Origin of the sequence: Nonomuraea sp. JJY05, assembly GCF_043496855.1 — a bacterium.
GTDB lineage: Bacteria > Actinomycetota > Actinomycetes > Streptosporangiales > Streptosporangiaceae > Nonomuraea.
In genome coordinates, this window is the sequence record NZ_JBIEIS010000030.1 from 68860 (window position 1) to 91916 (window position 23057).

Sequence of the window (23057 nt, forward strand, 5' to 3'; positions counted from 1 at the left end):
GGAGGATGACCAGGCCACCGAGCAAGGTGCGGGCGGCGGTGCAGATGGGTGATGTACGGCGGTGCGGGGCCGGTGGCGAGCGCTGGGGTGTGGGCGCGTCAGGTCTGAGCCGTGGCGGTGTGGACACGGTAGGAGACCTCGTGAACCACGACCTCGCCGGCGATCGGCTCAACGCCGAAGGTGCGACCGGTGAAGCCACCGGCCACTTCCGTTGACAGGTAGCGTCCGTCGAAGGCGCCGAGGACCTGGGGCGTCCCGTCAGCGGCAAGGACAGCCAGTTCCACGATGTCGGGCTCCGGCGGCGGCATGAGGCCGACCGCCGCAGGCTCACGGACCGAGATACGCAGCCTCACGCCGTCGCCGGGGGGAATCGGCACCCGCGCGACGGTCGTGCTCGCGGGTCCGATGACGACCGTGGCCTCGACCGTTTCGGCGTCGGCCGTGAGTCCGTACCAGTGGGAACAGTCGATGCCGACGAGAAGGCGCCCGGTGCCCCTGGAGGTGTCGAGCCGGGCCTCCGCGGTCCACTCGAGGTCTCGTGCTCGTGCTGCCAGCACCGGCCTCGGCTCGCCTTCGGCACGCGCTGTCAGCACCAGGCGGCCGGGCGCCTGCCACCTGGCGAACGTATGCGGGAACAGGTTCGGCGACACCCAACGCGGGTCGAGTTCGGGCGAGTCGAACCGATCGACGAACGAGTGGTCCGGCGGATTGGGGGCGAAGCGTTCCTCATCGACCACTGGCCAGCCGTCGATCCATTCCACGCCCGCGATGAACGTCTCGCGGCCGTTGACATGGAACATCGGGCTCTGGCCGCGGGGACGTACCCCGAGATACACCATCGCCCAGGAGCCGTCGGCCAGTTGGACGAGGTCGGCATGGCCGGTGTTCTGCACGCGATGGCTCGAGCTGCGATGGCTGAGGATCGGATTGGCGGGCGCCGCCTCAAAAGGCGCATGCAGAGAACGGGAACGCGCGATGGTGACCGCGTGCCCCCGCTCCGTGCCGCCCTCCGCGAGCATGAGGTACCACCAGCCGTCACGTCGGTAGAGGTGGGGGCCCTCCGGATACGCCAGCCCAGTGCCGGTCCAGAGCAGCCTCGGCGGAGCGAGCATCTTGCCCGTCGCGGGGTCGATCGGCGCGCTGGCTATGCCGGTCAGCTCAGGCGTGGTCGACGCCCAGGTGAGGTGGCACGTGCCATCCTCGTCCCAGGCGAGGTCGGGGTCGATCCCGATGGCACCGTCCACATGGACCGGCTCCGACCATGGGCCGGCGGGGTCGTCGGCCGAGACGATCAGCTGGCCGCGGTGGATCTCCACCACGTTCGTCGTGACAAGCCAGAACTTCTCCCCGTGGTGGCGAAGCGTCGGTGCATAGACTCCTGTGCTCGCCGGGGCGGCATGGACGTCCAGCTGGTCGGGACGCTGCAGCGCGTTGGTCACCAACGTCCAGGACACCAGGTCGGTACTGCGGTGGATCGGCACTCCCGGCGCGTACTCGAAGCTGGAGCTGGCGATGTAGTAGGTGTCTCCCGCGCGGCAGATGGTCGGGTCGGGGTGGAACCCGGCGATGATGGGTGTTGTCGTCATGGTGTGACTCCTGGGCGGCCTCTGCTGCGAGGCCGCTCTTTCCGTCCCCAGGGGACGATGGTGCGCGGACTACCGCCGGGTGGATTCGCGGACCACGATGGCGGCGTGCAGGTCTGGCGGCGCTTCGGGCAAGGGGCGATCCTCGGCCGCGTGCAGGGCCAGCTTCGCCAGGTAGCGGCCCAGGCCGACGCTGTCGATGCTCACGCTGGACAGTGACGGGTAGAGCATGCTCGCCATCGGTGTGTCGTCGTGGCCGATGACCGCCAGATCGTCCGGAACGGACAGGCCGGCCCTCTGTGCGGCGGCCACGGTCATCGCGGCGATGTCGTCGTTGAAGGCGGCCACGGCGGTGACGCCTTTCGCGTGCCACTCCCGTACGGCCTGGTGGACAGTGCCATCGCGGTGGTCGACTGGACGTAGGTCGAGCAGGTCGACGCCGAGCCGGTCGGCCGCCTCTCGCGCCGCTTCCGCCCGTCCTTGTGACAGCAGGGAGAAGCGCTCATTGATGCTGGTTGCGAAGGCGACCCGCCGGTGACCTTGTTCGTACAAGTGCTCGATCTGCAGATGAGTGCCTGCGGTGAGCGTGGGTGAGGCCAGAGCGGACCGCTCCTGCTGCAACACCGGCAGGATCCTGGTGATGCCGCTGGCCTGCATGGAGGTCCGCTCGGCAGCGGAGATGGACGTCCAGGCGATGACGACGTCCGGATTGAGCATCTCCCACAGGGGTCGGGCTTGGCCTCCTTCGTGGCGGGTGTAGGTCACCAAGGCATAGCCGGCATGGTCGAGGATGTGGGAGGCGGTCTCCAGGTTCTGGCGCAGGCTGTGTTCCATCGGCCAGTCCGGCAGCACCAGCAGGATGATCATGCTGCGTCCGCTGGCGAGGGCTTGGGCGGTCCGGTGCGGCCGATAGCCCAGGCGCGCGGCCTCGGCCATGACCCGCTCACGGGTGGCGGCGGGGATGCTCTGACCGAGAGTGTTGTTCAACACGTATCCCACAGTGGTGCGGGACAACCCCAGCGAGCGGGCCACGTCGGTTGCGGTGACACGCCTCTTGCGCTCCGTCACGGGAACTTCACCTCTGACTGCGACAGGGCTTGCACGCGTAAGCTCTCCCATGATCTCACCAAATCGGTTGTGACTGTCCAGGCGCCACCTCAGCCGGCGGCCGAGAGCGTCAGGCGCCACTGCCAGCGGTATTCAGGTTGTGACAGCCGATACGCGGGCCGGGTGTCAGGACCCAGCAGTCCGGTGCCGACACCGCGGTGGGCGATGTCGAGATGGACGACGGTTTTGCCGCTCGGCTGCAGTTCCCACCAGTGGCCGGTCGTCTCCAGCTCGCTGGCCGAATAGCGGCTCACGTTCATGTGCAGGGGTGTCGCGTGCACGGTCCGCACGGTTCCGGCCGGGCCGGACAGCCGCAGCTCGGTGACCTCCCCGCGACTGCCGTTCTCCTGCGGCTTCAGGTACGGCACCGCGAGCTCATCGATCGGGCTCTCCCAAGCGCCGAGCAGGGCCGCGGCTCGCCGGTCAGGGTAGTTCTCCCATGGCCCAAGCCCCACCCAGCGGGCTCGCTCGAAGCCGTCGGCGAGTTCGAACTCCATGCCCACCCGCAGCGCATCGGCACCGATGTCGGGCAGCGTCACCTGCTCGTCCAGGAGGAAATCGCCCTCGTCCAGCACGGTGACGGTGCGAGTATGCACGACTTCGTCCCCGAAGGCCGCGCAGTAGCGGATGGTCGTCGTGGCACCGTCGGCGCGGACGTCGATGGGGGTGAGCTGGAAGAACCCGGCGCGGATGAACCGGTTGTCCAGGGCGAACGACTGATCGTTGTCGGTGAGCGCCCGCCACAGGGACAACTGCGGTGCCCGGCGCAACAGCGGGTGACGCACTTCGGCGTGAGTGGTGCCGGTGCCGCGGGGAAGGTGCGGCAGCGGGCGGGGCATGGTGATCTGATGGGCGGAGATCTCCGTTCCCGCCGGCGCCCACACGGCATCCTGCCTCGTATGCACGGCCACGGTGAGTGCCAGGGCCGTGCCGAGCAGGGCGCGGATGGAAGGGGGCAGCTCGATCGTGGCCTCCGCGCCCGGAGCCGCCGGCGGCGCGGCGAGCGTGACCGCGCCCGCCGGCCCGGCTTCGGTCTCCACCTGGAGCCGCAGCTCGTAGGCGCCGAGGTCGGCGAAGGTCTGCCGGTTGCGGATGCGCAGTGTCCCGGCCTTGGCCTCCTCGGCGCCGGAGGCGATGCGGATCGGGCTGAACAGGCCGCGCGCCTCGTACAGCGCAGGCTTAGGGGTGAGGTCGGGGAAGACGACACCGTTGAGGAGCGTGATGCCGTCGTTGGGCTCGTCGCCGAAGTCGCCGCCGTAGCGGTAGCGGCCGTCGCCGTCCGGGTCGAGCGCGTGGTCCTTGAATTCCCAGATGAAGCCGCCCTGCAGGCCTGGCAGGTTCTCGAACAGCTGCCAGTACTCGGCCAGTCCGCCGGTCGAGTTGCCTTGGGAGTAGGCGTACTCGCACAAGATGACCGGCCGGTCGGCTCTCGGGTCGGCCGAGAACGCCGCAAGTGCCTCGAACGAGGGATACATCGGGCAGACCAGATCGCTGGCCGCGTGACCGGCGTGCCAGTCGCGTGCGATCGCGCCTTCGTAGTGCAGCGGGCGGGTCGGGTCGACGCCGCGCGCCCATGCGGCGGCGGCATCGTGGTTGGGGCCGTATCCGGTCTCGTTGCCGAGCGACCAGATGATCACGGATGGGTGGTTGCGGTCGCGCAGCAGCATCCGCGAGACCCGCTCGAGGAACTCGGGCAGGTAAAGCGGGTCGTGGGCGAGCGTGGTGGTGAAGGCGTGACCCTCGATGTCGGCCTCGTCGATGACGTAGAAGCCGATCTCGTCGCACAGATCGAGGAAGTCCGGGTCGTTGGGATAGTGCGAGGTGCGGATCGCGTTGACGTTGAACCGCTTGAGCAGGGACAGCTCGGCCAGCATCAGGTCTCGGGAGATGATGCGGCCGGTACGCGGGTCCACATCGTGGCGGTTGACGCCCTGGATGAGCACGCGCTCGCCGTTGACCAGCAGATCGCGCCCCTCGATCCGCACCCGGCGAAAGCCGATGCGCAGCCGGGCCGCATCCACGATCTCGCCCTCGGGCGAGACCAGCTGGACCAGCAGGTCTTCCAGATGAGGGGTCTCCGCGGTCCACGCAGGAACCTCGAGCGCGTCGAGGGTGAGCACCGCAGTGCCCGCCTTCTCCCGCGAGGGCATCACGTGCTCAGCCACCGGGCGCAAGTCCTCGGCGATGGACGCGCCGGCCGCGCGCATGCTGAGCAGATCCATGAAGCCGTCGGGAATCCCCAGCGGCTCGGGCCGCTCGGAGCGATCGGTCAACGGCGGTGTGAAGGCGGGTTCGACCAGACGCGGGGCGATCGTGCGTGTCTCCGTCCGGCCGAGCACCGTGATGCGCGCCGACCAGGCGACCTCGTGGAGATGATCCAGTCCGGCCGTGGCCACTGTCACTCGCAGGTTTCCGTGCCCTGCCTCGTAGTCCGCGACGACGGTTACGTCGGCCAGATGCACCTCCGGCACGGTGTACAGGAACACCGTCCGGGACAGGCCGGACTGCCACCAGTGGTCCTGGTCCTCCAGATAGGTGGCCTCCGACCATTTGGCCACCTCGAGCTCTATCGTGTTGAGGCCCGCCGTCACGGTGTCGGTGATGTCGAACTCGGCCGCGAGGTGTGAGTCGGTGCTGGTCCCGATGGCATGGCCGTTGACAATGACGCTCAGATGACCTTCGGCCGCGCCGATGTGCAGGATCATCCGGCGTCCCGGAGGTGGCGCCAGGTCCACGGTTCGCCGGTAGACGCCGGTCGGGTTGGGCTCCGGGACGGCAGGGGGCACCTCGTCGAACGGCATCGCGATGTTGAGGTAGTGGGGCGGGTCGGCCTTCTCCCTCATGGTCCACAGGTCCGGCACCTCGACCCGCTTCCATTCCTGCTCGTACGGCAGGAGCCGGAATTCCCACGTGCCATCGAGAACGATGTCGGGGGCACGGCGCAAGGCGCTCATGGGCAGGCGTTTCAACGGAAGTACTCCTCGGGTGAGTGCGGGCGTCGCCACGCATGGCCGGCGCGGCTCGGCGTACCTGACGCATGCCCCGCGTCCCACGCGCCACCGCCTGCCGGGCGGACAAGGCCCCCACTGTAGGCAGGGTAACTTTCGCGCGCAAGTACTTGTGCGTGAAAGTTGAGGAAGCTACGGTAACCGCCAAGCTTGCACGCGAAAGCGGGCCGAAACGCTGGAGTAACCATGACGGCCTGTCCTCATCCCACAGCCGTCCGACCTTGCCGTCACCGGCGGTGGCACATCACCGCCTTATCCCTCAGCCACCAGCAGAAACCTCCACGAAGGCTCAGCTGACCGGCGCGGCTGGAGCGGAGGAGGACGTGCTCGAACCACCGGACAACGCCATGGGCAGGCGGAAGCCGAACGAGCCCTTGGGCTCGCATCGGCTCCAAGGGCCACCTACGACGTCGGCTGACGTCGCCGGGGACACGCGCCGCCTACCCGCCGAAGACGCTCGGCAGTTCATCAGTACCCGCACACGGAGAAACCCAATGTCCTCATCCTTTCCGAACGGCTTCTTGTGGGGAGCCGCTACCGCTGCTCACCAGGTCGAAGGCAACAATCTCAACAACGACTGGTGGCAGCTGGAGCACACCGCCGCGGACCACGGGGTGCAGTTCAGTGGGGACGCGCTGGACAGCTATCACCGCTACCACGAAGACATGCGTCTTCTCGCCGATGCGGGCTTCAACGCCTACCGGTTCAGCTTCGAGTGGTCCCGCATCGAGCCGAGTCCCGGCAAGTTCTCGCGAGCCGAACTCGCCCACTACCGCCGCATGATCGAGACGGCTCTCCGGCTCGGTCTCACCCCCGTTGTCACACTGCACCATTTCACTCATCCGATCTGGTTCGGCGAGCGCGGCGCGTGGCTCGGCGACGGCGCCGTGGACGCGTTCTGCCGTTATGCCGAGCAGGCCTGCACCATCCTCGACGGCGTCGAGTGGATCTGCACGATCAACGAGCCGAACATCGTCGCCGTCAACCACGGCCAGCAGCGGCGCCTCGCGGAAGGCAAGGAGTACCAGTTCGTCGGTGCCCTGCCCGACGCCGAGATCGGACAGGCCCTCATCGCCGCCCACCGCGCCGCCACACCACTGGTACGCGAGGCGACCGGCGCCAAGGTCGGCTGGACGGTCGCCAACCAGGCGCTCCTCCCCGCCCCCGGCTGCGAGCGCAAGCACGCCGAAGTGCAGCACATCTGGGAGGACATGTACCTCGAGCCCGCACGCGACGACGACTTCGTCGGCGTGCAGTCCTACACCGGCCAACTCGTTGACGGGAACGGCGTCGTGCCGCACCCCGACCAGCCGGACAACACCATCATGGGCTGGGCCTACCGGCCCGACGCCCTCGGCATCGCCGTACGGCACACCCGCGACGTCGTCGGCGACGTTCCCATCGTCGTCACAGAGAACGGCATCGCCGTCTCCGACGACTCCCGGCGCATCGCCTACACCGAGGGTGCGCTCACAGCACTGCACGAAGCTATCAGCGAAGGCGCCGACGTGCGGGGATACCTGCACTGGAGCCTGCTCGACAACTTCGAATGGGGCCGCTGGGAACCCACCTTCGGGCTCATCGCCGTGGACCGGGAGACCTTCGAACGCCGGCCCAAGCCAAGCCTTCACTGGCTCGGACAGATTGCACAGGCCAACGCCCTGACGGCCTAGACCCACCCGGTTTGCCCATGGAGGCATCGTGACCACCCCGACCCCCCCTGCCGAGCCGCCGCAAGCCGCCGCCGAGGCGCTCCTCGCCGGCCACGAGGAGCTCATCGCGAGCGCCGCGCCGCCGGAGAACCCGCCCCGAGTCAGCGCCTGGACCATCACGGTCTACGCGCTGACGATGTTCGGCTTCCAGTTGACGTTGCTGCTGCCGGCTCTCTTCAGCCTCGCCTACAAAGTGCAACTGATCGATCCGGCGAACAAGGATGCGAGCCTGGGCTTCGTCCTCGGCGTGGGCGGGCTGATCAGCCTCGTCGTGGGCCTGCCCGCGGGCGTGCTGAGTGACGGAACCCGGCTGGGATGGGGACGGCGGCGGCCCTTCCTCGCGGCGGGTCTCGTACTGTCGGCTATCGGCGCGCTGATCATCGCCGTAGCCCCGACGATCACGGTCATGCTGGCCGGCTACGTCGTCGTGGGACTGGCCAATGCCGCGATCGGCACCGCCATCAACCCGTTCCTCGCCGAACAGGTGCCGGCGGAGCAGCGCGGCACGGTAGGGGCGCTCGGTGGAGTGACCGCCGCGGTCGCGGGCGTCGGGGCGACGCTGCTCGGCAGCTTCCTGACCGGAAACATCTATGTGCTGTTCCTGACCCCGGTGGCCGTCCTCGGCGCCGCGGCACTGTTGTACCTGGTGGTGATCCCCGATCGGCCGGCACCCGAGGACGTGCGGGTTGGATCGATCCTCGACGTATTCAAGAACATCTGGTTCAACCCGCTCAAGCACTCCGACTTCGCGCTGGTCTGGCTCGGGAAATTCTGCCTGTCCTTCGGGTCCACGTTCTTCAGCACCTACCAGCTGTACCTTCTGCAGGACCGCTTGGGCTTCACTCCCGAGCAGGCCGGACGTCAGCTCGCGGCCGTCGGCGGGCTCAGCCTGCTGGCGCTGGTCGGTTCCTCGATCGCCGGCGGGACGCTCTCCGACCGGTTCAAGCGGCGCAAGCCGTTCATCTACCTGGCGGCCGGGCTCATCGTGGCCGGCCTCGCGGTCGCCGCGAGCGCACCTTCGATGCTGCTCTTCGCCGTCGGCGGGATCCTGCTGTCGGCGGGCACCGGCGCGTTCAACTCGGTCGACCTCGCCCTCGCCTCGGACGTCATGCCCGAGAAGGACAAGGCGGGCAAGTACATGAACATCTACTACCTCTCCGGCACCCTCGCGGGCGTCCTCGCCCCGCTGATCGCCTCCGTGATCCTGCGGCTCGGCGGTGGAGGGAATTACGGCGTCCTGTTCCTGTCGGGCGCGGTCCTCGGGCTCGGCGCCGTGGTGACCGCGGCGAAGATCCGCAGCGTGCGCTGATTCCGATTCCTTGAAGCTGGAGTACTTGTGACAGACGAGCAGCAGCCCGCTGCCCTTGACGGCATCGCGCTGGAGAAGAAGGTCGCGCTGCTGTCCGGCCGCGACTTCTGGACCACCGAGAGCCTGCCGGAGGCGGGCGTCGAAGGCATCACCATGGCGGACGGACCGCACGGGCTTCGCAGGCAGTCCGGCGAGCACGACCACCTGGCCATGTTCTCCAGCGACCCGGCCACCTGCTTCCCCCCGGCGGTCGCGGTCGGGACCAGCTGGGACGTCGACGTCGCCGCCCGCGTCGGGGCCGCGATCGGCCGGGAAGCGGTCGCACAAGGTGTCGACCTCGTGCTCGGGCCCGGCGTCAACATCAAGCGCTCCCCCCTGTGCGGACGAAACTTTGAGTACTACTCGGAGGACCCGTACCTGTCCGGAGTGCTCGGAGCGGCGTTCGTCCGGCATCTGCAGGCGGAGGGGCCGGGCGTGTCGGTCAAGCACTTCGCCGCCAACAACCAGGAGACGAACCGGCAGACGATCAGCGCCGACGTCGATCCGCGCACCCTGCGGGAGATCTACCTCCCGGCGTTCGAGCACATCGTGCGTGAAGCCGAGCCGGCGACCGTCATGGCGGCCTACAACAAGATCAACGGTGTCTTCGCCTCCGAGAACCGCTGGCTGCTGACGGACCTGCTACGCGACGAGTGGGGTTTCGAGGGCGCGGTCGTCTCCGACTGGAACGCCGTTGTCGACCGCGTCGCCGCAGTGCGAGCCGGCCTCGACCTCGAAATGCCGGGGGGTGACGCGGGCCGGGATCACGAGGTACTGGAAGCCGTCCGCGCCGGTGAACTCGACGAGTCCGTCGTCGACATGAGCGTGCGCCGCATCGCAGCGCTGGACGCCCGGCGCGGCAGGCGCACGGCCGAGGTCGACCTTGATGCTCACCACGCACTGGCCAGGGACCTCGCCGCCGAGTGCGCCGTCCTGCTCCGCAACGAGCACGACACGCTGCCCCTGCGAGGCGGCGTCCGGATCGTCGTGCTCGGTGCGCTGGCCGAGCGCCCGCGGATACAAGGTGGGGGCAGCGCGCACGTGAACGCCTACCGGGTCGACGTCCCGGTGGACGAGATCCGGGCAGTGGCCACGGCACATGGATCGGCCGTCGCCTACGCCGCCGGGTACCGCCTGGACGAGCCCGGCTCGGAGGAGCTCGTGGCCGAGGCGGTGGAGGCGGCTCGGGAGTGCGACGTCGCCGTCGTCTTCGCCGGACTCAGCGAGCGCTGGGAATCCGAAGGCGTCGACCGCGACTCGCTCGACCTGCCCGCGGAGCAGGTCGAGCTGATCCGCGCCGTCGCCGCTTTCGCCCCGCGCACGGTCGTCGTGCTGTCCAACGGCGGTGTCGTCTCGCTCGAGCCGTGGCACGACGACGTCGACGCCGTGCTCGAAGCCTTTGTCCTGGGGCAGGGCGGTGGACGCGCGATCGCCGATCTGCTGTTCGGCGTGCGCAACCCCTCTGGGCACCTCGCGGAGACGATCCCGTTGCGTCTGCAGGACCACGCCAGCTCGCTGAACTTCCCGGGCGAGCAGGGCCACGTCCGCTACGGCGAGGGGGTGTACGTCGGCTACCGGCAGTTCAGCACGTTCAGCACGCCGGTCCGCTATCCGTTCGGCCACGGGCTGTCGTACACGACCTTCGTCACCCGCTCGGTGTCGGCGCGGGTCACAGGTCCGGACACCGCCACGGTCGACGTCGAGGTGCAGAACACGGGCGGGTGGGAGGGCAAGCACGTCGTGCAGGTGTACGTGGCGACCACGGCAGGGCCGGTGCGGCGCCCCGTGCGGGAACTGCGGGCGTTCACGAAGATCGAGCTCAGCCCCGGGCAGAGGGAGACCGTACGGTTCGAGCTCGGCCGCCGGGCGTTCGCGTACTGGGACATCGACGCCGGCGCGTGGGTCGTCGCACCGGCCACGTACGAGGTGCAGGTCGGCCCGGACGCACACACGGTCGAGGTGACGTCGAGCGTCGAACTGGCCGGTGAGATCGTCGCTCGGGAGGTCACGCTCGACTCCACCATCGGCGCCTGGCTCGAGCACCCCGTCATCGCGGAGCCCACCCTGGAAGCGCTCGGATTCGCTGACGCGACGATCTCCGAGGAGCACATGGCGATGGTCAGGTCGATGACCATGCGCCAGTTCATCAACATCTCCGGCCTCGACCTGCCCGTCGAACGGCTGGAAGAGCTGGCCGCGACCTCACGTACCCACTGAAAGGACACTCGTCTTGCATCCCGAACCGCCCTACCGTGACGTGTCGCTGCCGGTCGACGACCGGGTCGCGGATCTGCTCGGCCGGATGACCCTCGAGGAGAAAGCCGCGCAGCTCGCCGCACCCACCGCACCCGTGATCGACGTCCACAACCCACCGTCCACCGGGTGGGGCGGCGTCGTCGCAGCGCTGGCGAGCCTCGAAAGGCCCCCGCGCGAGATCGCCGCCGCGGTCAACGAACTGCAGCGCAAACACGTCGAGGACACGCGGCTGGGCATTCCCGTTCTCGTCGCCGAAGAAGCTCTGGTCGGGCTGAAGATCCAGGGCGCGACCGTGTTCCCCGATGCGATCGCCCAGGCTGCCACCTGGGACCCGGAGCTGATCGAGCGGATGGGCACCGCGATCGGGATGCAGATGGCACGCACCGGCGTCCGGCAGGCTCTGTCGCCGCTGGCCGACACGGCACGGGATCCACGCTGGGGCCGGGTGGAGGAGACGTACGGCGAAGAGCCGTACCTCGTCGGCTCGATGGCCACCGCGTTCGTCCGCGGCATGCAGGAGGCGGACGCCGAGACGCCGCTCGTCGCGACGGTGAAGCACTTCCTCGGCTACAGCGCCAGCGCCGGTGGTCGCAACACTGACTCGGCCTCGATCGGCCCGCGCGAGCTGCGCGAGGTCCACTCGGTACCGTTCGAGATGGTGATCCGCGACGGCAGGGCACGCGGCATCATGCCGGCGTACGTCGACATCGACGGCGTTCCGGTGACCGGTTCGCGCGCGTACCTCACTGGCCTGCTCCGCGACGAGCTGGGCTTCGACGGGCTGGTCATCTCCGACCTCGGTGCCGTCAGCCAGCTCTACACCAAACACGGCACCGCGCACAGCGACGCGGCCGCGAGCGCCCAGGCCGTGCGCGCCGGGGTGCACCTGGACCTCGTCCCCCGATTGACGACCGACCACCTGGTCGAGGCGGTCGAGTCCGGGCTTCTCGCGATGGCCGACCTGGACCTGGCGGTGGGCACGGTCCTGCGGACGAAGTTCGAGCTGGGGCTGTTCGAGCGGCCCTACGTCGACCTGGACGCGGTGCCGGAGACTCTCGACTCCGCGGAGACCCGCGGCCTCGCCCGTAGGATCGCCGAGCAGTCGGTCGTCCTGCTCCGCAACGGGCCTGTCAACGGCGTTCCCCTCCTTCCCCTCGACCCGGGCACCGCGACGATCGCGGTGATCGGCCCGAACGCCGACCGTCTGCTGGGACAGCTCGGCAACTACAGCTACCCGGTGCTCGACAGCATGGCCAAGCGGTTCGCGCTCGCCGCAGACCCGACGGCTCGCGCGGACGAGGCCGCCGAATTCGGCGGCTCGACGGGAGCGGACCAAGCCCGCCTGATGGTGGAGTCCGTACCGGTGGTCACGTTTCTCGACGGGATCCGCGACCGGGCCCGCGGTGCGACGGTGCTGTACGAGCCCGGATGCCCCATCCAGGACGAGGACCGCTCGGGCATTCCCGCGGCCGTCGAAGCGGCGAGGTCCGCAGAGGTCGCCGTGGTCGTCGTCGGGGACCAGGCGGGTATCAACGCTTTCGGCACCGTCGGTGAGGGCCTGGACAGCGCCACGTGCGAGCTGCCCGGCGTGCAGCGAGAACTGGTCGAGGCGGTGCTGGCCACGGGCACGCCGACCGTCGTCGTGCTGAGCCACGGCCGGCCCTACTCGCTGCGGTGGATGGCCGACTCCGTTCCCGCGATCGTGACGAGCTGGTTCGGCGGGGAGGAGGCCGGCAGTGCCGTCGCCGCCGTGCTCTTCGGCGACGTCAATCCCGCCGGGCGGCTGCCCGTCTCGTTCCTCGACTTCGGCGGTAGCGCGCCCCTGCCCTACTGGCGAGCGGCGCAGACTCCCGCGTACGTCGAGGGACGCGCGGGGGCCACGTTCCCGTTCGGGCATGGTCTGAGCTACACGACCTTCGCTTACCGTGACGTCGAGATCGGCCGGCCGGAGGTACCGACCGACGGTGAGGTCGAGCTGTCGTTCACGGTGGTGAACGTCGGAGATCGTGCCGGTGACGAGGTCGTCCAGGTGTACGGGCAGGACGTGATCGCACGGACCGTGCGGCCCCGGCGCAAGCTGGTCGCGTTCCGGCGGGTGTCGCTGGAGGCCGGCGCCGCGGTGCGGATCACGGCGACGGTGCCGGCGAGCATGTTCGCGCTGTGGGACCTCGACGAGGGCTGGCTCGTCGAGCCCGGGAAGATCAAGTTCTTCATCGGCGGGTCGTCCGCTCAGATACGCCTGCGCACGTCGGTCACGCTCGCCGGCAGTGTTCACCGGGCGGGTCCTGGCCGCGCTCTCACGAGTTCGGTGTCGGTGATCCCGGTCGGCCCCGACGCCGAGTCGGCCACGCGGAGCGCGGCTGCGCGCGCCGCCGCGCTCCGGACAGCGGCTCCGCTCTCCGGCGACAACACCGTCCTGGAATGGCTCGAGCACCCGGTCGGCGGCGACCTGCTACGCGGCCTGCTGCAGGGAGCGGACGAAGAGACGCTCGCACCGGCATTCGGAATGTCGCTCCAGCAGATGGCGATGTACAGCGGCGGCCGGATCGCTCCCGAGACCGTCGATCGGCTCGTCGCGGAGGCGCACGCGCAGATGACGGCGCCACAGCGCTCCTGGCAACTCGCTGATCACCCAGCCGGCACTGCCTCCAAGGACAAGGTGTGACCCGATGAAATTCGATCGATCCGCGCGTATCCACGAGGTGCTGGAAACACCTCAGGCGCGAGCAGTCGTCGACCGCTACCTGCCCCGTGTGCTCGACCAGCCGCAGATCCTCGAGCAGCGGTCCGGGCAGTTGCGGTTCATCCTCGACTACCCCGGTCTGATCGACGACCCGCAGGTGAAGGAACGGATCTGGGACGACCTCACCCAGATTGACATCGCGGTCCCCGAACGCGACGACGAACCGAGGGTGCAGCCCCGTGCCGATTACGAGAGCGAGGGCACCGCGCAGGGATCCGCATCGGTCACCGTGCCCACCTCGGCGCGCCGCTGGGCGATGACCGAGGTGGTCCTCGAGGGTCCCTCGCACGGCAACCCGTTCGTCGACGTCGAACTGACCGCGACCTTCACGCTCGGCGAGACCGAGTCGACGGTCGGCGGCTTTTACGACGGGGACGGCCGATGGGTGTTCCGTTACCTGCCCGATGCCACCGGCACCTGCCGTTTCACCACGTCCTCCACCGCACGCAGCCTCAACGGCGTGAGCGGCGAGTTCCCGGTGGCCGAGGCCGCGGACGGCGCCCACGGACCGGTCCGCGTCGATGACTTCCACTTCGCCCACGCCGACGGGACCTGCCACACGCCGCTGGGAACGACCGCCTACGCCTGGCTCCACCAGCCCGAGGACGTGCGGGAAGCCACGCTCACGTTGGACAGTGACACCAGCATCCGGCCGTCCTTACGGTTGGCCGACAGAGCTGGGCGGGCGGCAGACTGCGCTCTGGGTGAAGGTCACCATGCGGCTGGCTCCGGTCCGTCCGAGCTCGGACAGCGCCGCGAAGGGCAGCACCGATTCCGCCGGACGCCTCGGCAGGGCCGTTCTTGAGACGGCTGGAATCGGCAGCGCCAGCGGCACACAACCTAGCCGTGGCGCCGCGCCTACGATGTACCGGGCTGCCCGTGACTGGAGGTCTGGCGCATAGGACCGGGTATCTGACCCGGAATTTGGCGCACTCGACACGGCTGGGCTTCAATGCATGTCCGAGTCGCCGGCCCCGACGCTCCAGATGCCAATGTCACGAACCATCAAGGGAAGATCAAGCTCCCCGAACGCTCGAAGAGTCGCAGCTACTCTACGGACCGTAACGATCAAGAGCACCTGGGAGCAGAGAATGCCCGACAAGGGTGAACGACCGCGTGGGCGAGTGCGTGCCAGAAGTCTGCTGCTGGCGGGCGGAGCCTCCGCCGTCATAGCCGCCACGATAGCTGAGCGGGGCTGGGGCAGTCAGATCCGGCGGCCAGCCGGACTCTTCCTCTCGGGCCACGGACGCTTCGCGTGACGTCCCTGGCAATGATGTCCCCGCAGTTTCTGCGCTGGGGCATGAGCCGAGCGTCTCCCCCCTTTCCCTCGCCGGCATCACTGACTCTCCTCAGGAAGCAACCGAGGAGCGAGCCGACGGTGGCGGCGGCGCCCGGCACACGACGGCGGTCAGAAATCGTGCACTCGTCGATAAGCCGCGTGGTTACCAGGGGCTCGGACGCCCGCCGCCGACCGATCCTGGAGCCGGCCGTCCCTCTCCCCGGTCGAGCCCGCGGTCAAAGCGTGCATCGAGCAATCCGCGCCCGGCCTCGCCGAGCGCCCACGGGTAGGGCAGGAGTTCATCGCTGCTCGGCACGAAGTGCGACGAGTTGTTCCCCGGTCGCAAACCTGAGTTTCGGCTGCGCAACATCGCATGCCATCGTCTCTTGGGCTGATCCACCGCTTGTTGTCCCTGTCCAGCACCGTCGCGGGGGTCATTCCCGCGACGGCCCGCTTTCGCAAAAAGAGAGGATCGGCCTTCATGGATTTCCGGACCGTCGTGGCGCGCTACGAACAGGTGCTCCGGGCCGACTCCGCATGGCTGTCGGAAGGGCTTGCCTGGACCGTGGTCCTACCCCGCTCGGAGCCCCTGACGCAGGCCGAGGTGGGACGGCGGCTGACCGGCGGCGGCCGGCCGGCCATGAGCGAATTCGACGAGGTCGATGACCGGGACCTCGTCTATCTAGGGCAGCCGGAGCGACCACGATGCTCGTCGAACCCGACGGGTTCACCTATGCCGGCCCATCCCCGGGTTCTCGCATGGCTCAGCCAGGACGCGCAGGTATGGCATGTCTCGTGGAACCTCACCGGCACCTCCAGAATGTGTTATGCGGCGGATGGGCACCTGCTGGCCGACGTCCATCGGCTGGAATCAGCCGTGGCGACCGGCGTCGCCTCCGACACGATCGCGGCAGAGCTGGCGATGCTGCGTGCGGCGGCACGGTGGTGGAGCCGGCGGTCGTTGGCGTGGCTGCCGCGGTAGGCAGACGGCGGTTGCCGCGGGCGATTAGCCAGGCCACGGCGCGCTCCCCCATGGGCCGCCGGCGCCGGCAGTCGTCCTGCCAGGCGGGGTCGGTGGCGGCCTGGTGGCGGGCCGCGGCTTGCAGGTCGTGGTGCGGGCGGATGGTCACCACGCGGCCGGTCTTGGCGGTGGTGCAGCGATCATGCAGAGGGCAAGCGGCGCACAGGCCGGTGAAGGTTGCGCGGCGCTGCTGGTGGAGGCCCGAGGGTGCGGCGAGCGGGACGGTGTGCCCGGCGGTCAGGTGATCGTGCCGGCGCTCGTGTCGATGGCGAAGTCATCGGGGGTGAATCCGCCGGCCACGGCGGGCTTGAGCGCGGGCGTTTTGATCAGCAGCCGGTGACCGGCGTCGGGTGAGGGCGGCGCGCAGCTCGGCGGCGGAGTAGGCGGCATCGGCCAGGATCTGCAGCGGACCGTCTTCGGCGGCGAGCAGGCCGGGGGCGACGGCGGCCTCGTGGTGGGCGGCTCCAGCACCGGGGGCGTAACGCGACGGCGGTGAACAGCCCGGTCTCCGGCTCGACCGCCAGGTCCAGCCTTGTGGCCGTCGTCACGGTGCTGACCGCTCTTGTGGATGTGGCGGGCCTGTGGATCGACGGTGGAGATGATCCGGTCGGGTGCGGTGCGGCGGGCGATCCGCCACCGCCCGTCGGAGCCGGCGGCGGGTTCGACGTCTTGGCCGGCGATCAGGGCCGGCAGGCCGACCGCCTCCTCATCGGACAATCCATGCAGCGCCTGCAGCACCACCACCGGGGCCAGCAGGCCCGGCGGTACCGACGGACGCCCATGCACCGGCGCGTACATGTCCGCGAACGCTTGCGGCGGTAACAACCTCCGCCGGTGTTCGGCCAGGAACGCGAACACACTCCCGGCGCACGACCCACACCTCAGGCCCGGCCGGAACCCTCCGACGGCCCATCATGACCCGAGGCTGAATTCCCGAGCCCGATCTGGCCGACCACCAAGATCTTCAGGACATTCGTAGCGCTGTGCAAGCCGTCGAGGCTTCTGGACCGCGAACAGCCTCTCCATGCGAGGCCCCTCCCTCTCTTGCGCCCGGCCACCAGCGAGAAAATTGCTGAGGCCTTTGCCCTCGTGGCATTATCCGCGCTGGTGAAAGGATGTGTTGGTGATGCCGAGTCTGGAAGGCGCGCCCGCCAAGTTGGTCAACCGGCTCAGTGAGCGGGAGACGCTTACCGGGTTTCTGAAGGCCGTTCGCGCAGGTGAGGGACGGGCGCTCGTCCTGAGCGGGGACGCGGGGCTCGGCAAGACGGCACTCCTCGACGATATGGCCGCCAATGCGCGCGAATTCAGGGTGCTGCGGGTGTCAGGCATGCAGTCGGAGATGGAGTTGGCCTTCGCCGGGCTGCACCAGCTGTGCAGCCCGTGGCTGGAGCGGTTGGAGGCGCTGCCCAAGCCACAGCAGCTGGCCTTGCGGACCGCGTTCGGGTTGGCGGAGGGTCCGCCTCCGCCGCGGTTCCTGGTGGGGATGGCCGTCCTCAGCCTGCTGTCGGAGGTCTCCAGGGAGCGGCCGCTGCTCTGCGTGGTGGATGATCTGCATTGGCTGGACCGGGCGTCGGCTCAGGCACTCGGCTTCGTCGCGCGGAGACTCGGGGCCGACCCGATCGGCATCGTGTTCGGGGTGCGAACTCCGACCGACGAGGTGGCCGGCGTTCGTGAGCTGCGCCTCGACGGGCTGGCCGATCAGCACGCGCACGAACTGCTCACCGCCGCGCTGGCGGGGCCGCTCGACGCGCGAGTACGGGATCAGATCGTGGCCGAGACGCGGGGCAATCCGCTGGCATTGTTGGAGCTGCCGCGGACGATGTCCCGCGAGGAACTGGCCGGCGGATTCGGATTTCCGGGAACGGCTCCGCTGTCGGGGCGGATCGAGGAGAGTTTCGCCCGGCAGTTGGATGCGCTGCCCGGCGACACCAGGCTGCTGATCTGCCTGGCTTCGGCCGAGCCCTCGGGCGACGCGAAGCTGATCTGGCGGGCCGCCGGCCTCCTCAGGATTTCGCACCTGGCGGCCCGGCCCGCGATGGAGTCGGGACTCGCCGATTTCGGGCAGCGGATCAGCTTCCGGCATCCGCTGCTCCGAAGGGCCGCCTACCGGTCGGCGACGGCCGAGCAGCGGCGCGCTGTGCATCGAGCGCTGGCCGAGTCGACCGATCCGATCGACGATCCGGATCGCCGGGCATGGCATCGAGCGCAGTCGACGGACGGGCCGGACGAAGAGGCCGCAGCCGACCTCGAGCGCTCCGCGAGCAGGGCTCAAGCCCGCGGCGGACCCAATGCGGCGGCGGCGTTCCTGGAGCAGGCCGCTGCCCTGACCGTCGACCCGGCGCGCCGGGCCGACCATATGCTCGCCGCCGCTCACGCCAACCTGCAGGCCGGCTCCTACGACCGCGTCCTCGAACTGCTCGCGATCGTGCGGGCGGAACCGCTGACCGAACTGCAGAGCGCCCGCGCGGACCTGCTGCGTGGGAATGTCGCCTTCGCCTCCGGGCTGGGCAGCGATGGCCCGCCGCTGCTGCTGAAGGCGGCCAAGCGACTCGAACCGCTCGACCTCGACCTGGCTCGCGAGACCTACCTCAACGCGTGGATGGCCGCGATGTTCGCGGGTGACCTCGCGATCGGCGGAAGCCTGGCGGACGTGTCTCAAGCCGCCCGCAGGCTGCCGGTGTCGGCGCACCCGGATGAGGCCGAACTCGTCCTCCACGCGTTGGCGCAGGTGATCGTGGAGGGCCCGGCCGCCGCGGCACCGATCATGCGGAGAGCCGTCAGCGCGATCGTCGACGCCTCCCTCACCCCGGAAGAGGTACTGCGCTGGGGCTGGTTCGCGCACGCCGCCGCAGTCGGCAGCTGGGACTTCACCAACTGGCGCTTCCTCCTCGAACGGGAGCTCAAGGTGCTGAGGGCGGTGGGCGCGTTCGACCTGCTGCCTATCGTGCTGGCCACGCTGGGAACCGTGACCGCCTGGTCGGGCGAATTCGCGGCGTCTGCGGCCATGTTCGCCGAGGCCGAGACGGTCTGCGAGGCGACCGGAGCACCCGCAGCCGCCTTCGGCCCGACGATGCTCGCCTGTCTGCGCGGCGATGAGGAGAAGGCTGTCCCGCTCATCCACTCGATGATCGTCGAGGTCGCGGTGACCGGCCAGGGCATGAGCGTTACGTACGCCAACTGGGTGGCAGCGGTCCTCTACAACGGGCTCGGCCGCTACGGCGAGGCACTGGCCGCCGCCGTCGCGTCCAGCGAGAGCTCCTCCGACCTGTTCATCGCCTTGTGGGCGCTGCCTGAACTGGTCGAAGCCGCCACCCGCACCGGGGACGTCGGGGCCGCCGAAGCGGCCCTCACCCGGCTGGCGGAGTCGACGACGGCCGGCGGCACAGACGTGGGGCTCGGCCTGGAAGCCCGTTCGCGCGCGCTGCTCAGCGACGGAGACGTCGCCGAGCAGCGCTATCTGGAGGCCATCGATCGGCTTGGCCGGACCCCGCTGCGGCCCGAGCTGGGCCGAGCACACCTGCTCTACGGCGAGTGGCTTCGTCGAGACAATCGCCGTGTGGATGCCCGACACCACTTGAAGATCGCTCACGAGATGTTCACCGATCTGGGGATGAGGGCGTTCGCCGAACGCGCCCGCCGCGAACTGCTGGCGACCGGCGAACGGGTCCGGCAAAGCGCAGTGGAGAGCGAGAGCACCCTCACCGCCCAGGAGACGTTGATCGTCCGCCTCGCGGCCGACGGCCTCACGAATCCGGAGATCGGCGGCCAGATGTTCCTCAGCGCTCGCACCGTCGAGTGGCATCTGCGCAATGTCTTCGGAAAACTCGGGATCACCTCCCGCCGCCAACTCGCCGCCGCCCTGCACCAGAACGGCGATCTGCCGGACCGCTAGACAGGTTCCAGTGCGCCTGCTTGGCCACCAGGGACAGTGTTTCAGCTGAACGTTCGTGTTCGCCGCGGGGGTGCAGTAGTACTCGAAGCCTCGATGCCGTGCGCGCCGGCCTGTTCGGCGGTGTCCGGGAACATCGTCATCGCGCCGGGGTCCTCCCCGCGTGTGGCGGTGCCGCGCGCCTGAGCGGCGGCGGCAAGCAAGGACTGGAAGACGGCCGGGTCCTGGGTACCGTCGGCCCCCAGCCGGCACTGGCGGGCGGGTTCGGCGGTGGAGACGGTGGCCACAGCCCTGACGTGGTGGTCGCGGCCAGTGAGTAGCTGCCGGAGACGCTTCGCTTTGGTAGGCGGCGTCGAAGGCGAGGGTGATCCGACGACGAGCGCCGGCCACGGGCCTGCTGCCGGGGTGTCGGGGGTGTACAGATGCGCGGCGATTCGGATGCCGCCGCCGAGGAAAGTGACGTTGGTCCTGGTCATGGGCCTCTCTGCCGCTTCGGGTTGGTCTGTCCTTCGCGCACCAACTGTGCGCTGCGGTGCCGCGACTGACATCAGTCAAATGACTGCGCTTCCTGCGAGCTGGAACACATACATAACCGTCTTGGCGGGTGACGCAGGCTCGTGGAAATCTCCCGTCACCAGTCAGACCGGTTGATTCCTCTGTCAAGGAGCTCTCATGGCAGTCGTACGTTTCCACCTCGTGTCCGCACTCAGCCCGAAGGAGGTGTTGAGGGTGTTGACCGACTTCGGTCCCTCTCGCGCCGATGTCTGGCCCACGATCGACGCGGGGCACTTTGAGGTCCACTCCCTCGGCGCCACCTGGGCCGAAGTCACCGAGGGCACCGCCGCCGCCTGGGAACGCGCGCGTTATGAGTGGGAACCGGACGGTGACACGGTCACCATCACCACCCTCGACTCCAAGCTCTTCGGGGGCGGTGGCGGCTGGGTCTTCACGATGAGCCCCGAATCCGGCGGCACCCGGGTCGACGTGGAGCTGACCCGGCGGCCGGGCACGCTCAAGGGCAAGTTCCTCGCCGTCCTGCTACCCCTGGTCGCTCCGTCATCCCTGCGCAAGTCTTTCTCGGGCCCTCTGCAGGTCAAGTGACCCAGTGCACCCGGACCTTTGACCGTCAGGTGACCGATGCGCGAGATCCTCCCCCTGGCGAAGAGTGGAGGCACAGACCTCGTCCTACAGAGAGGGCCTCCCGGCACCACCGTGATCAGTCACCATGGCGAGCGCATTCGGCGCCCGAACTCATACCACCGGCGACGTGCGGAGGTGGCCGAGGCCGAGATGAGCGGGCTGAACTTGGACGGCCTCCTCATGGACCTGCTCGACCGGCCGAAAGCTCAACCCGACTGATCAACCATTCGTACCGGCCGCAGATGCGGCGGACAGAGAGAAATGACATGAAGAGCAGCAACCCGATCCTCTCCCGATGGAGCACCGGCCCTTCGGGCCAGTATCAGCGCGACCCCGTGAACGCCGCAGCAGGCGAGTACGGGACCAGCCCCTACGCCCCCCTCGCCGACACTGGTCGGCAGGTCGACTCAGCCTCGCTGACCATGGATGAGGTCATCGTCCGCACCGCGACGACCCTTGGAATCGTGGTCCTGACGGCCGTGCTGTCCTGGCTGCTGCTGCCCGTCGACGAGGCGAACCTCGGCCGATCCTATGGAATCGCCGTGGCCGCAGCGCTCATCGCCTTTGTCTTGTCGATCATCCAGGCGGTCAAACCGACCCCGTTCCCGGCGTTGATCATCGGATATGCGGCGTTCGAGGGCGTCTTCCTCGGCGTGTTCTCCGGCGCTGTCTCGACGCACATCGCGCCGGGTGTGGTCGGTCAGGCGGTGCTCGGCACCTTCGCGGTGTCCGCAGGTACGCTCATCGCCTACCGCATGCGCTGGATCCGGGTCACTCAGCGGTTCGCAGGCTTCGTCGGCGCCGCCGCGATGGGCTTCCTGCTGTTGCTGATCGCCGATGCCCTCTTCTCCTCATTCGGCGCGGGCAACGGCCTCGGTTTCCACAGCGGAAGTCTCGGCATCGTCTTCGGTCTCGTCGGCATCGTGCTCGGCGCAGCCTTCCTCGCCCTGGACTTCAAGCAGGTCGAGGACGCCATCGCCCACGGTGCTCCGCGCAAGACGGCCTGGCTCGCCGCTTTCGGTCTCACCACGACACTGGTGTGGATCTACCTGGAGGTGCTACGGGTATTGACGATCTTCAAGAGTGACGACTGATCACACGGATACCGGAACATGGACCTGGCGGGCGAAGACGACGGTTTCGGGTGAGATAGCGGATCCGTAGCGTCACGCCCGCCTTCCCCCGTCCACGCAGGGCAGGGCACCCGGCTCTGCCCTCACCACCTCCGGGGCCGTTTCATGTTCGGCTCCGCCATCGTCTGCTCGAACCCCTCCTTCGCCGGCCCGACGACACTCCGCTTCTACGGCTGCGATTTCACTGATCATAAGGAGGCCGTCCGCACCGAGCGGGAAGGCCGGGCGCGTGCTGCGCGAAGAGCAGCGCCTGGTCGCACTGACCGGTCCCAACGGCGGCGGGAAGACTCCCCCTGATGCGTCTGATCACGGGTGACCTCGCCCCGGACTGCGGAGAGATCAAGCGCGGCAACGGCCGGATCGCCCACGTTATAACACCGCCGATCACGTCGCACCTGCCCACGATCACCAGGGCGACACCGTCAGGTCCTTGAGAGCGGCGCGATCATCGGTGTCGGGGACGAGACCTTCTTCCAGGCCGGAGGTGTACGTGGCCCGGATCGCGTCCTGGAACGGGCCGTATCGTTCCTCGTCGCCCCGGGTGGTGGGCGTGCTTCGCTGTGAACGCCTCCGCCATGCGACCCGCCTCGGCGCCGTGTTCCGGGCCGGTGACGGGAGCGCCCTCGTACAGCGCGGCCCTGGCCGGCTGCTCGGAGCGGTGGAGGGCGTGAGAAGCGGCGACGAGAGCGCCATGCGAGTGCCCCAGCAGGTGCGCCTTCGGGCCACTGAGCAGGATGATGAGCATCCCCAGGAAACTGCTGCAGCGCTCCCGCGTGTACCCGTTCGGGTGTGAGGGCAGGCGATTGTCCTTTGCTGCCGATGGGCTCGACGTACACCA

14 protein-coding genes and 1 pseudogene are annotated in these 23057 nt (G+C 68.9%); 9 read left to right on the forward strand and 6 right to left on the reverse strand.

Going from position 1 to position 23057, the window contains the following annotated elements; translation table 11 throughout:
• Positions 1 to 98 precede the first annotated feature (98 nt).
• The 3 genes from ACFKCF_RS38590 to ACFKCF_RS38600 all read right to left on the reverse strand — a co-directional run bounded on the left by ACFKCF_RS38590 (position 99) and on the right by ACFKCF_RS38600 (position 5644).
• The gene (locus ACFKCF_RS38590) at positions 99 to 1586 is read right to left on the reverse strand and encodes a family 43 glycosylhydrolase (protein WP_394500252.1); all 1488 of its coding nucleotides are present in this window, start codon (positions 1584 to 1586) and stop codon (positions 99 to 101) included.
• A gap of 69 nt (positions 1587 to 1655) precedes the next feature.
• Positions 1656 to 2702: a LacI family DNA-binding transcriptional regulator gene (locus tag ACFKCF_RS38595; RefSeq protein WP_394500331.1), complete on the reverse strand. Its 1047-nt coding sequence runs from the start codon at positions 2700 to 2702 to the stop codon at positions 1656 to 1658.
• 38 nt (positions 2703 to 2740) lie between these two features.
• A complete protein-coding gene (locus tag ACFKCF_RS38600) occupies positions 2741 to 5644 on the reverse strand; it encodes a glycoside hydrolase family 2 TIM barrel-domain containing protein (RefSeq protein ID WP_394500253.1) in 2904 nt (967 codons plus the stop codon).
• A 170-nt stretch (positions 5645 to 5814) separates the two neighbouring features.
• Between ACFKCF_RS38600 and ACFKCF_RS38605 the strand changes: the two genes are divergently transcribed.
• The 6 genes from ACFKCF_RS38605 to ACFKCF_RS38630 all read left to right on the forward strand — a co-directional run bounded on the left by ACFKCF_RS38605 (position 5815) and on the right by ACFKCF_RS38630 (position 16018).
• On the forward strand, positions 5815 to 7371 hold the full coding sequence (locus ACFKCF_RS38605; protein WP_394500254.1) for a glycoside hydrolase family 1 protein: 1557 nt from the start codon (positions 5815 to 5817) through the stop codon (positions 7369 to 7371).
• Between the two features lie 28 nt (positions 7372 to 7399).
• Positions 7400 to 8719, forward strand: a complete 1320-nt coding sequence (locus ACFKCF_RS38610) for an MFS transporter (RefSeq protein WP_394500255.1) — start codon at positions 7400 to 7402, stop codon at positions 8717 to 8719.
• A 27-nt stretch (positions 8720 to 8746) separates the two neighbouring features.
• Complete coding sequence (locus tag ACFKCF_RS38615) at positions 8747 to 10975, forward strand: glycoside hydrolase family 3 C-terminal domain-containing protein (RefSeq protein WP_394500256.1); 2229 nt, start codon at positions 8747 to 8749, stop codon at positions 10973 to 10975.
• Positions 10976 to 10988: 13 nt separating this feature from the next.
• Complete coding sequence (locus tag ACFKCF_RS38620; RefSeq protein WP_394500257.1) at positions 10989 to 13679, forward strand: glycoside hydrolase family 3 N-terminal domain-containing protein; 2691 nt, start codon at positions 10989 to 10991, stop codon at positions 13677 to 13679.
• A gap of 4 nt (positions 13680 to 13683) precedes the next feature.
• Positions 13684 to 14562: a DUF5060 domain-containing protein gene (locus ACFKCF_RS38625; protein ID WP_394500258.1), complete on the forward strand. Its 879-nt coding sequence runs from the start codon at positions 13684 to 13686 to the stop codon at positions 14560 to 14562.
• A gap of 877 nt (positions 14563 to 15439) precedes the next feature.
• Complete coding sequence (locus ACFKCF_RS38630) at positions 15440 to 16018, forward strand: hypothetical protein (RefSeq protein WP_394500259.1); 579 nt, start codon at positions 15440 to 15442, stop codon at positions 16016 to 16018.
• Positions 16019 to 16073: 55 nt separating this feature from the next.
• Here ACFKCF_RS38630 and ACFKCF_RS38635 read toward each other — a convergent pair.
• A pseudogene (locus tag ACFKCF_RS38635) lies at positions 16074 to 16298 on the reverse strand (transposase); the annotation flags it as partial.
• Positions 16295 to 16855 carry a hypothetical protein gene (locus ACFKCF_RS38640; protein WP_394500260.1) on the reverse strand — a complete coding sequence of 187 codons (561 nt, stop codon included), beginning with the start codon at positions 16853 to 16855 and terminating at the stop codon, positions 16295 to 16297. The pseudogene ACFKCF_RS38635 and the gene ACFKCF_RS38640, both read right to left, overlap by 4 nt.
• A gap of 328 nt (positions 16856 to 17183) precedes the next feature.
• On the opposite strand from ACFKCF_RS38640, the gene ACFKCF_RS38645 reads away from it, so the two are divergent.
• Positions 17184 to 19949 carry an AAA family ATPase gene (locus ACFKCF_RS38645; RefSeq protein WP_394500332.1) on the forward strand — a complete coding sequence of 922 codons (2766 nt, stop codon included), beginning with the start codon at positions 17184 to 17186 and terminating at the stop codon, positions 19947 to 19949.
• A gap of 41 nt (positions 19950 to 19990) precedes the next feature.
• Here ACFKCF_RS38645 and ACFKCF_RS38650 read toward each other — a convergent pair whose 3' ends face one another.
• On the reverse strand, positions 19991 to 20422 hold the full coding sequence (locus ACFKCF_RS38650) for a hypothetical protein (protein WP_394500261.1): 432 nt from the start codon (positions 20420 to 20422) through the stop codon (positions 19991 to 19993).
• 196 nt (positions 20423 to 20618) lie between these two features.
• On the opposite strand from ACFKCF_RS38650, the gene ACFKCF_RS38655 reads away from it, so the two are divergent.
• Together ACFKCF_RS38655 and ACFKCF_RS38660 are read left to right on the forward strand one after the other, a co-directional pair.
• Positions 20619 to 21047, forward strand: a complete 429-nt coding sequence (locus tag ACFKCF_RS38655; protein WP_394500262.1) for a hypothetical protein — start codon at positions 20619 to 20621, stop codon at positions 21045 to 21047.
• 305 nt (positions 21048 to 21352) lie between these two features.
• Positions 21353 to 22180, forward strand: a complete 828-nt coding sequence (locus ACFKCF_RS38660; RefSeq protein WP_394500263.1) for a Bax inhibitor-1/YccA family protein — start codon at positions 21353 to 21355, stop codon at positions 22178 to 22180.
• Positions 22181 to 23057 lie beyond the last annotated feature (877 nt).

Coding starts and splice junctions, on each gene's coding strand:
- ACFKCF_RS38590 (WP_394500252.1), bottom strand. CDS start 1,586: ATGACGACAACACCCATCATCGCCGGGTTCCACCCCGACCCGACCATC.
- ACFKCF_RS38595 (WP_394500331.1), bottom strand. CDS start 2,702: ATGGGAGAGCTTACGCGTGCAAGCCCTGTCGCAGTCAGAGGTGAAGTT.
- ACFKCF_RS38600 (WP_394500253.1), bottom strand. CDS start 5,644: ATGAGCGCCTTGCGCCGTGCCCCCGACATCGTTCTCGATGGCACGTGG.
- ACFKCF_RS38625 (WP_394500258.1), top strand. CDS start 13,684: ATGAAATTCGATCGATCCGCGCGTATCCACGAGGTGCTGGAAACACCT.
- ACFKCF_RS38640 (WP_394500260.1), bottom strand. CDS start 16,855: ATGTACGCGCCGGTGCATGGGCGTCCGTCGGTACCGCCGGGCCTGCTG.
- ACFKCF_RS38645 (WP_394500332.1), top strand. CDS start 17,184: ATGCCGAGTCTGGAAGGCGCGCCCGCCAAGTTGGTCAACCGGCTCAGT.
- ACFKCF_RS38650 (WP_394500261.1), bottom strand. CDS start 20,422: ATGACCAGGACCAACGTCACTTTCCTCGGCGGCGGCATCCGAATCGCC.
- ACFKCF_RS38655 (WP_394500262.1), top strand. CDS start 20,619: ATGGCAGTCGTACGTTTCCACCTCGTGTCCGCACTCAGCCCGAAGGAG.
- ACFKCF_RS38660 (WP_394500263.1), top strand. CDS start 21,353: ATGAAGAGCAGCAACCCGATCCTCTCCCGATGGAGCACCGGCCCTTCG.